This is a genomic window from Comamonas sp. lk (assembly GCF_900564145.1).
Taxonomy (GTDB): domain Bacteria; phylum Pseudomonadota; class Gammaproteobacteria; order Burkholderiales; family Burkholderiaceae_C; genus Comamonas.
The window spans coordinates 2,587,572-2,601,080 of record NZ_UOOB01000001.1 but is presented as its reverse complement, the minus strand read 5'-3'; the positions used below and the strand labels follow the sequence as shown (position 1 = coordinate 2,601,080).

The 13,509-nt window shown below is 52.2% G+C and carries 11 protein-coding genes; all 11 read right to left on the bottom strand.

Annotated elements, in window-relative coordinates:
• Positions 1-55: 55 nt before the first annotated feature.
• On the bottom strand, positions 56-2,143 hold the full coding sequence (locus EAO39_RS11925; protein WP_120967621.1) for a capsular polysaccharide biosynthesis protein: 2,088 nt from the start codon (positions 2,141-2,143) through the stop codon (positions 56-58).
• 28 nt (positions 2,144-2,171) lie between these two features.
• The gene (locus EAO39_RS11920) at positions 2,172-3,656 is read right to left on the bottom strand and encodes a glycosyltransferase family A protein (protein ID WP_120970997.1); all 1,485 of its coding nucleotides are present in this window, start codon (positions 3,654-3,656) and stop codon (positions 2,172-2,174) included.
• Between the two features lie 8 nt (positions 3,657-3,664).
• Positions 3,665-5,233 (bottom strand): glucose-6-phosphate isomerase, encoded by a 1,569-nt coding sequence (gene pgi, locus EAO39_RS11915; protein WP_120967620.1) that lies wholly within the window; start codon positions 5,231-5,233, stop codon positions 3,665-3,667.
• 142 nt (positions 5,234-5,375) lie between these two features.
• A complete protein-coding gene (gene galU / locus EAO39_RS11910) occupies positions 5,376-6,242 on the bottom strand; it encodes a UTP--glucose-1-phosphate uridylyltransferase GalU (protein ID WP_120967618.1) in 867 nt (288 codons plus the stop codon).
• Between the two features lie 31 nt (positions 6,243-6,273).
• Complete coding sequence (locus tag EAO39_RS11905; protein ID WP_120967616.1) at positions 6,274-7,446, bottom strand: nucleotide sugar dehydrogenase; 1,173 nt, start codon at positions 7,444-7,446, stop codon at positions 6,274-6,276.
• Positions 7,443-8,006, bottom strand: coding sequence for a dTDP-4-dehydrorhamnose 3,5-epimerase (rfbC, locus tag EAO39_RS11900; protein WP_120967614.1), 564 nt, complete (start codon positions 8,004-8,006; stop codon positions 7,443-7,445). Before rfbC ends, EAO39_RS11905 begins: the two co-directional genes overlap by 4 nt.
• Positions 8,007-8,092: 86 nt before the next feature.
• Positions 8,093-8,983: a glucose-1-phosphate thymidylyltransferase RfbA gene (rfbA, locus tag EAO39_RS11895; RefSeq protein WP_120967612.1), complete on the bottom strand. Its 891-nt coding sequence runs from the start codon at positions 8,981-8,983 to the stop codon at positions 8,093-8,095.
• 63 nt (positions 8,984-9,046) lie between these two features.
• Entirely contained in the window at positions 9,047-9,940 is an 894-nt protein-coding gene (gene rfbD / locus EAO39_RS11890) for a dTDP-4-dehydrorhamnose reductase (protein ID WP_120967610.1), read from the bottom strand.
• Positions 9,937-11,010, bottom strand: coding sequence for a dTDP-glucose 4,6-dehydratase (rfbB, locus tag EAO39_RS11885; RefSeq protein ID WP_120967608.1), 1,074 nt, complete (start codon positions 11,008-11,010; stop codon positions 9,937-9,939). The genes rfbD and rfbB overlap by 4 nt, the downstream gene beginning before the upstream one ends.
• Positions 11,011-11,186: 176 nt before the next feature.
• A complete protein-coding gene (locus EAO39_RS22550) occupies positions 11,187-12,245 on the bottom strand; it encodes an SGNH/GDSL hydrolase family protein (RefSeq protein ID WP_162989541.1) in 1,059 nt (352 codons plus the stop codon).
• The gene (locus EAO39_RS22545) at positions 12,214-13,431 is read right to left on the bottom strand and encodes a hypothetical protein (protein WP_162989540.1); all 1,218 of its coding nucleotides are present in this window, start codon (positions 13,429-13,431) and stop codon (positions 12,214-12,216) included. Before EAO39_RS22545 ends, EAO39_RS22550 begins: the two co-directional genes overlap by 32 nt.
• Positions 13,432-13,509: the final 78 nt, after the last annotated feature.

Here is a 13,509-nt window from a genome sequence, read left to right as displayed (position 1 = left end):
GCTCAAGTCAAACAGCCAGAATCTCGAGTAGCGATCATAGCGGTGACATATTGATTCATTTGTTCTTAAAAAAAGAAGATTGCAACAAAATGGTAATTTTTCTTAGCTTGCGTCGGATCGATCCATACCTGAGTTTCTGAAGAGAGCCGTCTGCAACACGGGCATCGCGCTCCTCCAACAGTCTGAGTAAAACCGCCTCACAGGTCGTGTAGCCTTTGAGCAACGGATCCCAGTACAAGGGATAGTGCAGCAAAGCTCCGGCAACTAATTCATCTATCGAAAGTTGTCTTTTCCGCCTTGGAACCGGCAGCACATCCTCGGTCAGCCCCCAGCCTGCGTAAAAAGGCCGACCATGCACCAACACATGTTTGCCACGAAGTAAGGCATCAAAGCCCGTCAAAGACGTCATCGTCACCACTGCATCGCAAGCCTCGATACAACTGACGACCGAAGCATCAAGCTCTATGTAATCGGCATGTTTCAACACTTGAGCCTTGTCGACATGCCCATTGCGATTGCCGCTGCTGACATCGGGGTGCGGCTTGAAGACGATGAACGCTGAGGGGAACGCTAATCGCGCAGCCTGAACCAAGCCCAAGTTGGTATGTACGCCCTTGACATCGCAACCAAAACGAATGGAAGCATCATCCTCCACCTGGCCCGGCACCAAAACCACTTGCTTGTCATTTATCGGCCAATCCACGGAAAGATTTGGTTCCAGGTTGTACTTGGTAATGCCGTGCTTGACGATGAAAGCGCGCACATTCCTGGCACGCTCCAGATCCTGAGCGGTGAAAGCCCGCGTATTGAGCAAGTCCTCCAGTTCGGAAGGCTGGATTGGGTCGAAATAAATGCCTTGCGCATCCAGCACAAAGGAATGCGGCGCAATCAAGTCCGAGCCCAGGCCTACGGAGCGCACAAAGCCGTCCTCCATGTGCAGCAGGCGAACGCCGGATGCCTCAGCCAACTCCTGCACTCCGTCGGGCGGCACCCTACCCCAGCAGACCAAGCAATCTGCACCTGCCGGCTGCAACTTGGCAGCCGCTGCTGCATGACGAACAAACAGCACCCGGCCCTGATGCAAGGAAAGCCTTTCTTTAAAGTTCCACGCACGCCAGCGCGGAAACGCTATGCAAATCATTCGACCGGAAAAGCGCCTTGCCATCCTCCGCTGGCACTCCAGCCACTCCATCACATCCGTAATGGAACCCAACTGCCGCGTTTCCGGATTCAGGTAGCGCGTGTAGTGCATATAGGCTGCAGCAAACAGTTCATCAACCGTGCGCCGCTGAACAGCACGCCGAGCCATAGCAGGATGCTGCATCTGACGATCATCCGTCACCCCCCAGCCTGCGTACCAAGGCACACCAAAGCAAGTCACCGGCTTACCTGCCAGCAAGGCTTCAAATCCCATGGTGGAGCTGACAGCGTAGACCTTATCCATCTGGGCGATCAAACTCATAGGGTTCACTGCATCGCGCAGCAATACGGTGCGCTCCTCAGGCTGCACATCTGCCAGATAACCCCTCTTGCGGCCGGAGGACACTTCCGGGTGAGTCTTGACATACACGGTGGCGTTGGGGTTCTCAGCCTGCGCGGCGGCGAGCATTGCCTTAAAGGTTGTAGCATCTGCCCCACCCAGCTTCACACTCATATCGCCTGCTGTCTGATCCACCACCAGCACCCGCAGCACATCGCTGGTACGCAAAACGCCTTCAGGCAAATCCGGCGCGTGGTTGTATTTGCTCAAACCAGCCGAAAGCAGCGCGGCGCGCGCTTGGCGCACCGGCGCTGCGTCTGGGGCCAGCACATCTGCATCGCTGCACAGCAAACGCTCCAACGCGCTAGGCCGGGTGCAATCGTAGTAAATGCCTTCGTCATCAACTACCAGCGATAGCGGCGGGTAATACTCGCCCGTACCGAAAGAGCGTAGGAAACCATCCTCCAGTGCCAGATAAGGGAGCCCATGCTTGCGGGCATAGCGCAAAGCTTTCTTAGTGCTTGGGCGCAGCCCCCAGCCTGCGATCACATCCACGACTAATCTGCGCCAAGGGCGTGCACGCTCCGGCGTTGCCTTGAGCAACACAGAGAGAAGTGGAATCCTCAGAATTCCAGCAGAAAAAATGCCGATTTTTTGATTCACAGTGTGATGACTAAAGAATGCAGCACTGCTAGTGACAGTGGGCTTGCAACCACATTTGTCCTTGTGTCGTTTCTTTTTGCTGCGCACTCACACAAATTTCGGCAGGTGCGGGAAACGGGCGGTCCTTGGCAAGCGCCTGCATATCCAGTGGCAAACAAGGCAATTCATCGTGCCGCAAACAGTCTAGGTGCCAAGCGGACCATGCCTCCCAATAGGCAAGCCGCTGGGGCGATACACCGGTTTCAGAATAACCGGTGTCACCGGCCGTCATTAATGAGCCTACGCGGTGCGACCCCAACGCCAGTGGCTTCGCAATTCGCTTAATGGCCCTCTTGCCAAACACCAAGCGCAGGCGTGCAAGAAACTCGCTGTCTGCCCCCGTTCGGACGCAATCCCAGGCCCCCATGCGTTGTAAAACGAGCTCGCGCCGGAACAGTGGCGACGATGGATTCAACCTCATCAGGGAATGGACGGGCCGTGCATAGAACATACCGTCATCCGTCATTCGCACCCAATGCGAGGTTGTTGCCACCAGCGAAGCATCTTCGAGCAGTGGCCGCACCTGCAGTTCAATCTTCAGCGGATGCGACCAATCATCCGAGTCATGGCAAGTCACAAACTCGCCACGCGCCAACTGCAACCCCATGCTCTTGGCCAGATAGGTACCCCCATTAGTGTCCAGCCGCAACAGCCGCACGCGAGCATCCCGACGGGCCCATGCATCGACAAAATCTGGCGTTTCATCGCCGCTAGCGTCGTCCACCACAATGATTTCTAGATTGCGGTAGCTCTGATTCAGCAAGGATTCGATTGCAACGCTGGCGCGCTCCTTGGTTCGAAAAGTCGTCATCAGCACACTGACCAAAGGGCCGTTGCAGGACGGCAGCTCTTTCGAGAGCATCACATTGCAAGGGCTTGGAGCGATACTTCCATCGCGAAGCTCCAGCGCTGGCAAGCCAAAGGCCACCATAAAAGCATTGAGCCTTTGCAACTGCAGTTGAGGCTCACCCTTCTCAGCCATCGTTTGATAAAGATGCAGCTCAGGCCAGCGGCTTGCCTGCCCAGTTGCCAAAGCTGACTTCAGCACTGCTTGCGCATCCAAGAGTCGCCCGTTGCATAGCAGCAGCGCCGCATGCAATGCCGGATGTGCAGCAGTACGCTCGCCCCCAGTCTCAAACAGCTGCAAGGCCTCTAGGGGCATCAACGGAGCCAATGCATCGGCCATTGACACGCGCAGACGTTGCCTGAGAGGCTGTGGCAACCTGTGCCAATGCAATGTCTGCATCAAGCTACGCGCTTGCTCATGTTGGCCACAGGCAGCCAGTGACACAAGCTGAGGAAAGGCATAACGCCAGTCTCCAGAAGGCAGTGGCATATCAGCCACCGTTCGGTACATTCCCAAGCGGTAATACGCCAGCGGCTGCCAGCTATTCAAACCACTCCAGCCGCGATCAACAGCAGCCAGGCTCTTCGCAAACTCACCTTTACCCAGATGGGTCAAAGCGCGCAACATACCCGTCATCAAGACACACTCACCAAACTACCCTGCAAACAAAAAGACAACAAGCCAGCAGTAGATGCATCCAGACCCTCTAGCTCAGCACTATCCATGCGGTCACGCAAATCCTTGGCTAAAGTTTTGCCCAGTTCGACTCCCCACTGGTCAAAACTATTGATACCCCAAACCGTGCCGGCCACGAACACTCGATGCTCATGCAAGGCCAGCAATGCTCCCAGTGACTCGGGCGTCAAAGCATCCAGCAGCATGAAAGTGCTTGGTCGATTGCCCGGGAAATCCTGATGCCCAAGTAACTGCCCCTCTCCGGCTCTGGCACCCTGCATCAAAGCCTGAGCCTGCGCCAACGCATTGGCTAACAGTGCTTCCTGATGCTCGGGCAAACCGTGCTCGGCAGTGCGCGCAGCGATGAACTCAACAGGAATACGCTGCGTGCCCTGATGCAGCCACTGAAAAAATGCATGTTGACCGTTGCTGCCTGGCTCTCCCCACACCATACCGGTCGTGAGACAGCCTACGGGTTTGCCATCTGCACGCACCTGCTTGCCATTGCTTTCCATCTCCAGCTGTTGCAGGTAGGCAGGCAGACGGCGCAGCCCATGGTGATAAGGTGCCACGCAGCGCCCCGGCATCTGCAAAAAACTGGCATACCACACATCAAGTAGACCCAACCAGACAGGAGCATTGTGCTCCAACGGTGCCTGTGCAAAGTGCGCATCCATTTCTGCAGCGCCTTGCAGCAAGCGCTCGAACACCTGTGGGCCTACAGCGACCGCCACCGGTAGCCCGACGGCCGACCAGACCGAGAACCGCCCACCAATGCCTTCAGGAATATGCAGCGTCTGCGTAAAACCGCTTTGCCGCGCTACATCCTCGCGTGAGGAAACGGCCACAAAATGATTCGGCCAATGCAGATCGCCGCCCGCACACAGCCACGCCTTGGCAGACGCCATATTGCGCTGCGTCTCAGCCGTAGACCAGGACTTGGACGCCACAATGAACAAAGTGCGCGCCGGCACCAAGCATTGCAGCGCCTGATGCAGGTCATGCCCGTCCAGATTCGACACCACATGCACTCTCGGCCCCCCGGCATACCAGGGCTGCAAGGCCTGCAGCATCAACTCCGGCCCCAGGCCGGAGCCACCAATACCGATATGCACCACATCGGTAAAACGCGCATCGGTGCGAATCTGCTGCGCCAAGGCCAGCATGTCACGCAGGCCAGCATGACATTCATCCTCAACCACCCAAGCGCCCCCTTGCGGCACCAAAGGCGCGCGCAAACGTACATGCAAGGCCGGTCGCTGCTCAGTCTCATTCACCACCGCACCGTCATACAAGGCATCACGCCGCGGCGCCACGCCAGCCTGCTCGGCCAATTGCAGCAAAGCCGCCAGTGCTGCCTCATCCCAAAGGCACTTGGAGCAATCCAGCAAGACATGGGGCGCTTGAAGGCTCAAACGCTCAAAACGCCCCGCATCGTGCAAGGCATGGGCAAGGTTCAGCTCCCGCTCACAAGCCGCCGCCCTGGCCTGCAACCCCTGCCAAATAGTGGTATCCGCATTCAATGTCATTGTTTTTAATCGCGTTTGCATTGCGCAGGCGCTTGCCCCACTTCTCAAGGCAAGCGCTGCTTTCAATCATTCCCCAGAATACGAGTAAAAATGACTTACAACCCTTGCTGTGCAATCGGTTAAAGCTATCTTTTTTGAAAAATCAAACTTTGAGGCTTTGAAGCAATTCTTCAAACTGAGGCCCCACCTCAGGGTGCTTGCGCGCCATGGCCAGCGTAGCCTCCAGATAGCCGATCTTGGAGCCGCAGTCGTAGCGCTTGCCCTGGTAGCGGTAGGCCAGTACCTGCTCTTCCTTCATCAAAGCCGCGATGCCGTCAGTCAACTGAATCTCACCGCCGGCACCCTTACCCAATCTGGCCAGGTGGTGGAAGATACGCGGCGTGAGCACATAGCGGCCCACCACAGCCAGCGTGGAAGGAGCCTCTTCTGGCTTGGGCTTTTCCACAATCGCGTGCACAGCCTCCAGGTCTTCCTTCAAAGGCTTGCTATCCACAATGCCATAGCTGCGCGTATCTTCACGCGGCACCTGCTGTACCCCCAGCACCGAGCACTTATAGTAGTCGTACACGTCCACCATCTGGCGCATCACCGCCGGCTCGCCATCGAGCAAATCATCGGCCAGCAGTACCGCAAACGGCTCATTGCCCACTACCGGTTGCGCACATAACACCGCATGGCCCAGGCCCAAGGCCTCAGGCTGGCGGATATAAACGCACTTCATATCCGAAGGCATCAGGCTGCGCACATAACTGAGCATTTCAGTTTTACCGCGCAACTCCAACTCATTTTCAAGCTCGTACGCCTTGTCAAAATGGTCTTCAATGCTGCGCTTGCTGCGCCCCGTCACAAACACCATTTCCTTGATGCCCGCAGCCAGGGCCTCTTCCACCGCATACTGAATCAGTGGCTTATCAACCACCGGCAGCATTTCTTTAGGGCTGGCCTTGGTGGCAGGCAAAAAACGAGTGCCCATGCCCGCGACTGGAAAAACCGCTTTTGTGACTTTCATTTTTATCTATCTTTTCAATGCAAAAAACGCCTCAAGCATCACCGCCGAATAAATCGCGCGTATAGACCTTATCTGAGATATCGGCAATTTCCGGAACCAGTCGGTTTGCCACAATCACATCCGCCATCTGCTTGAACTCGGCCAAGTCCTTGATGACCTGGGAGTTGAAGAAATCCGGCGCATCGAGCACAGGCTCATACACAACAACCTCCACACCTTTTGCCTTCAGGCGCTTCATCACGCCCTGCACAGAAGAAGCGCGGAAATTGTCTGAACCGGCTTTCATCACCAGGCGGTAAATACCCACCACTTTAGGTGCACGGCGAAGAATGTCCTCAGCCACAAAATCCTTGCGTGTGCGGTTGGACTCCACAATCGCATGCATCAGGCTCTGGGGAACATCGGCATAGTTGGCCAGCAACTGCTTGGTATCCTTAGGCAGACAATAGCCCCCATAGCCAAATGAGGGATTGTTGTAATGCGCGCCAATTCGGGGGTCCAATCCTACGCCTTCAATAATCTGGCGTGAATCCAATCCGTGCACGGCGGCATAGCTGTCGAGTTCATTGAAATAAGCCACACGCATGGCCAGGTAGGTATTGGCAAACAGCTTGATCGCCTCGGCCTCGGTGCTGTCCGTCAGCAATACCGGCACATCCTTTTTGATCGCCCCTTCGCGCAGCAGATCCGCAAAAACCTGACCGCGTTCAGATCGCTCGCCCACCACAATCCGGCTGGGGTGCAGATTGTCGTACAAGGCCTTGCCTTCGCGCAGAAACTCCGGCGAGAAAATAATATTTTCGCTACCCGTTTTTTCTTTCAAACGCTTGGTAAAACCCACGGGTACGGTGGACTTGATCACCATCACCGCATTGGGGTTGATGGCCATCACATCACGCACCACCGCCTCAACCGACTGGGTATTGAAATACTGCGTTTGTGGGTCGTAATCCGTTGGCGTAGCAATGATGACAAAGTCTGCCTCTTTGTAAGCCTCATGCCTATCCAAAGTCGCTCTGAAATTTAGCTTCTTATGAGCCAGGAACTCCTGAATTTCAGCATCCACAATGGGCGATTTCCTCTCATTCAAAAGAGAAACTTTGCGCTCATCAATATCCAGTGCCACTACTTGATGCCGAGCGGCAAGCAATACCGCATTAGACAAGCCTACATAACCGGTTCCAGCGATGGCAATTTTTGTCATTTTTTCCAATCCATTTCAAAAACCTCGGCCTCGAAAAACGACGCACCCAATGCATCCTTGGCAGAAACCAGCGGCTCCTGACCCAGATCCGGCCATTGAATACCCAAATCCTCATCGTTCCAGCGAATGCTGCGCTCATGCGCTGGTGCGTAAAAATCAGTGGTTTTGTAGAGGAAATCTGCGCGCTCACTCGTAACAACAAACCCATGGCCAAAGCCTTCAGGCACCCACAACTGACGCTGGTTTTCTTCCGAAAGCTCCACACCCACCCAGCGGCCAAATGTCGGAGAGGATTTTCGCAAATCCACCGCCACATCAAACACACTGCCGCTGCTCACGCGAACCAGCTTGCCCTGGACTTGTTGAATCTGGTAATGAATCCCACGCAAAACGCCCTTGCTGGAGCGCGAATGGTTATCCTGCACAAAATCCACATACCGACCCACCGCATCATCGAATATTTTTTGATTGAAGCTTTCAAAGAAAAAGCCGCGTGCATCGCCAAAAACCTTTGGCTCAAAAATCAGCACCTCAGGAATCGCTGTCTGAATCACTTGCATATTGGTATCTCGTCAATCCAATAAACCCGGCATTTTTGATATTCTCCCTAAATGCCAGGCATAAAGCCGCAATACTGCCGCCACGTTCACAACGGCAGGCGTTCCCTAAGTACCTGCAGCAAATACTGCCCATAGCCATTCTTGGCCAGCGCCTGGCCCAGCTTTTCCAGTTGAGCAGCATCAATCCATTTCTGGCGATATGCGATTTCCTCCGGACAGGCCACTTTCAGGCCTTGGCGCTGCTGCAGTGTGGCAATGAATTGACCCGCATCCAGCAAGCTATCGTGGGTTCCGGTATCAAGCCAGGCATAACCGCGCCCCATCAGCTCCACGTTCAACTTGCCCTGCGCAAGATACATGCCATTGAGGTCTGTAATCTCCAGCTCGCCACGCGCCGAAGGCTTGACCTGTTTGGCCAGCTCCACCACCTGCTCGTCATAGAAGTACAGGCCGGTGACGGCGTAATGGCTCTTGGGCTGCTTTGGCTTTTCTTCTAGCGAGAGCACTTTGCCGTTGGCATCAAACTCGGCCACGCCGTAGCGCTCGGGATCTTGCACATGGTAGGCAAACACCGTCGCACCCTCATGTTGAGCATCCGCTTTTTTGAGCAGCGGCTGGAAGTCATGACCGTAGAAGATGTTGTCACCCAGGACCAAGGCACTGGGAGCGCCGTTGAGGAATTTCTCGCCAATCAGAAACGCTTGAGCCAAACCATCCGGGCTGGGTTGCACTGCGTATTCCAGATTCAGTCCCCATTGACTGCCATCCCCCAACAGTTGCTCAAAGCGCGGCGTATCCTGCGGCGTACTGATGATCAAAATGTCTCGGATCCCTGCCAGCATCAACGTGCTCAGCGGGTAGTAGATCATGGGCTTGTCGTAGATCGGCAGCAGTTGTTTGCTGATGGCCAGGGTGGCGGGATGCAGGCGTGTGCCGGAGCCGCCCGCCAAAATGATGCCTTTGCGCTGTGTCGTCATGATGTATCAATTAATAGCAGCAGGCGCTTATCAGATAAGCACTTGAAGCAGATTTCTTAGAAATTACAGAATCTCTCGCAGCATACGATCCACGCCTTGCTGCCATGCAGGCAGATGCAATTGCATGGTGGTTTGCAGTTTTTGCGTATCCAGACGCGAGTTCAAAGGTCGTGCAGCCGGTGTCGGGAAGGCCGTGGTCGGAACGGCAGCAATACTTTTCACCTTCCAGTCCAGGTCAGGTCGCAGGCGTTTAGCCTGTTCAATCACATGGCTGGCATAGGCATGCCAGTTGGTCTCTCCTCCGGCAACCAAATGGTAGAGACCGCCATCGCCTTCATGAGCGCAAACATGCCGCACGGCGTGAGCGGTGACATCGGCAATCAGATCGGCACCGGCCGGCGCACCCCATTGGTCATTGATCACGCTGAGCGCTTCACGCTCCTGCGCCAAGCGCAGCATGGTCTTGGCAAAGTTGCCTCCACGCGCCGCATAGACCCAGCTGGTGCGAAAAATCAGATGCCGACAAGCCGTGGCGGCAATCCGCTGCTCGCCTTCAAGCTTGCTGCGGCCATAGACCGATAACGGTCCCGTGGCATCACCCTCCTTGCGCGCAGCCGTACCGCTGCCGTCGAACACATAGTCGGTGCTGTAGTGCACCAGCAATGCGCCCAGGCTTTTGGCCTCTTGTGCCATGACTTCGGGCGCCTCGGCGTTCAGGCGCAAGGCCAGGTCCGACTCGCTCTCAGCCTTGTCCACCGCCGTATGCGCTGCGGCATTGACGATCACGTCGGGGCGCACGCTGCGAATGGTCTGCGCCAGTGTCTGCAGATCACTGACATCGCCGCACAGGTCATTCACGATCTGCCGATCCAGTGCAATCACTTCACCCAAGGGCGCGAGACTGCGCTGCAGCTCCCAGCCAACTTGGCCGTTCTTGCCCAGCAGCAGCAGCTTCATGCCGAAGCCTCGCTGGTGTATTGCTTCTGCATCCAGTCACGATAGGCACCCGACTGCACATTGGCCACCCACTGCGGGTTGCCCAGATACCACTGCACAGTCTTGCGAATGCCGGTCTCAAAGGTCTCGGCAGGCTTCCAGCCCAGCTCACGCTCCAGCTTGCGGGCGTCAATCGCATAGCGGCGATCATGGCCGGGCCGGTCGGCCACATAAGTGATCTGCTCGGCGTAGGGCTTGCCGTCTGCGCGCGGGCGCAACTCATCGAGCAATGCGCACACGGTCTTGACGATGTCGATATTGGCCATCTCGTTCCATCCGCCCACGTTATAGGTCTCGCCCAATTGGCCGGCCTCGAGAACACGGCGGATGGCGCTGCAATGGTCGCGCACATACAGCCAGTCACGCACCTGCATGCCGTCGCCGTAGATGGGCAGCGGCTTGCCTGCCAGCGCATTGACAATGACCAGCGGGATGAGTTTTTCTGGGAAATGCAGCGGACCATAGTTGTTGCTGCAGTTGGTCGTCAGCACCGGCAGGCCGTAGGTGTGATGCCAGGCTCGCACCAGATGGTCGCTGGCTGCCTTGCTGGCCGAGTACGGGCTATTGGGCTCGTAATTGTGCTCTTCGGTAAACGCAGGGTCCGTGGGTGCCAGCGTGCCATAGACCTCGTCGGTGGAGACATGCAAAAAGCGAAAGCCGGACTTGGCCTCGCCTTCCAGTCCATTCCAATAGGCGCGCACCGCCTCCAGCAAGCGGAAAGTGCCCACTACATTAGTCTGGATAAAGTCCCCGGGGCCATGAATGGAACGGTCCACATGCGACTCGGCCGCAAAGTTCACCACGGCACGAGGCTGGTACTGCGCCAGCAATTGCGCCAGTTTTGCACTGTCGCCGATATCGGCCTGCACAAACACATGGCGGGCATCGTCCTTCAAACTGACCAGATTCTCCAGATTGCCCGCATAGGTCAGTTTATCAATATTGACCACGGGCTCATTCACATGTGCCAGCCAATCGAGAACAAAGTTGGCGCCGATAAAACCTGCACCGCCAGTTATGAAAATTGACATAAATACCGGAACCTTTAATCAAAGTAAAACAAATAGCCAAAATTATTGCCATGAAATAACATTGTGCACCTTCAATTTCCCAAATCAATGAGTGCAAATATATTTCATTGAAATTTGATATAGAAAATCACCATTTATGTGATTAAATAACTATTATCAGAAACTTTAAATCTCTATCATTCAAGCAAGACTTTGTGAAATCGGTCAAAATGTTTTTTGTCGTCATCAAGATACTCCTCATTGCAACAAAAATCCGACAGGGTATTATTGGATAATAAAAACCCACCCAATCCAACCGGGTGCTCACTCTCATTCCCAAAAACAAATGGCCCCCTAATATTAAAAGGAAAAGATGTTAGCTTTAAATATTTTGATTTCAGAGAACCTTGCTGCACGTTTCCACAAGAGCTAATTCTAAAGCAATTTTCATGGAATTCCGACCAATGGAGAATACCCAACAAACTCAAATCAGGTGAAATATCAATAAAAGTCTTTTTTTCCAATTTCATTAACTTAGATGCAAATAGTGAGTTTGATCTAAAAATAGAAGACTCTGAATCACTTACATCAATATAAAAAATATCGGATTTCCTACTGAATTCAAAGTCAGACGAAATACGGTAACTTGGTTGATTATTTATATAACTAACAACCCAATTAGCTATTTCAAAAGCATAATCGGAGTTAAGGTGAGCAGGGTCATCAAAGGCTTTATCAAGATTGTCTTCACTAAGTGTGCTAAAAAAAGGATGACAATCTAATAATTTTGCATTTGATCTCCTTGCCATTTGAACGTGCGCCCTGTATACAGGATTAAATTCGATATCAAAAATTCTCTTTCGAGTCGGAAGTAGTAAAATAATTGTTTTATCACTTAGACCAATACCACTACCGTAATAATAATCCATACACGTTGATAGTGTCTGAATGGAAATATCCCCATTTCCAAAAAATGACACATCGTTAACGAATGGCTCTACTATTACGTATTTAGCCCCATCCAAAATATCGCGGAACATCAGGAATACAAATGCTATATAACTTGAGCAAGTTGCACCTAATGACAAATTAATAATTCTATTTCCGCTAAATATTCTTGAAAAATGGAAGGCCCAACCATTTTTCATTAGACTATTGCTAGCACCAATTATGACTATATACTCCTCCTGAGAATTAACATCCGCAAGAGAGTTTATTTTATATTCAATCGGTGACATTCCACCAAAAGTCATCATTAAATCCATTTCCTCGTGTATTTATACCAGAAATTGCATCAAAAAGAGAGCCCAAGTCAATCGCCACACCACCTGCTTTTTTGACCTCATTGCAGTATATCTTACCCAAAATACCTGCACCAACCAGTACCAGGTCTCCTGGTTTTATAGATTTACTTATACGATTCAAAACTTGAAAGAATATGTCTGGGTAGTGCTTCTGATTGCTGCTATTCTCCGAATAAACATACTCAGCAGGAATTTTTATTACTTCAACTTCACGCCCTAAAGATGACTCAAGTTTCGCCAAATTTCGACATGTAATTGCATATATCTTATTTACTTGACATAAGAGCCTCTTAAATTCGAGCGCCCGTCCTAATTCGTAGTGAATATTGACAGACGTGTAGCTCTTTTTCAAGTAGCAATTAAAATACCGAAGATGAAAGTAGGTACTATTCTCAAGAATGTGTAGTTTATTAGAGGATAACTTCTTTAAAGTTGGCAACCCTATTGAGTCAGCATCTGCGACGGCACCGCGTAGCATATGTGAAATAGCTGAGGTGTCATTCTTTTCAAGATTATATCCAAACTGGATTTGGTAGGTTATCTCAGCTTCTTCCTGAGAGTAAGAAACACCATAGCCTAGCAATCGATTTTCGCAGTGATTAACCCTAATAAAACTATACGGCTTCTTTTTCTCAATTGATTTTGAGACCCCTTCTATAAACTCCTGAGTGGAAAGCATATTTTGACTAACCACCTTACAAACCAGTGCACGCTCAAAATCCTCCCAAGCATTTGATACATCCCTGCGAAATTCCAACATAGCAAACCCATTAAGCTTACTAAACTCTGGTCTCACACCAATTGCATTGAATACTCTTGACAAAAGACCTACTCTACTAGTGATATTCTCATCTGCGTCTATATACCTGAGACTTTTCTTTGTAATCCCAAGAAGCCCCGCAAATATCGTCCGGACATTTATCTCAGAAGAGTAGCTGAGTACTGATCCATAAACAATCACATTATCGAAAGAAAAACTTTTTTCAAGAGCAGAAGTCAAGTTGAGCAGATTAGTGAATTTAATATCTTCTTGACCGTATTTGAAGGAACCACTACTTAAGTTTACCTTAATATTGAATTCCGAATCGTGCGCTTTTTCAAAAACACTCGAGTTACTGTATATCGCCAAACTATCCATCGATCAATCTCCAACAGTGTGCAAAGACCTCATAAAATAAGTCTTGTATTTATAAGTTAGCATTATTAACAAGAGACA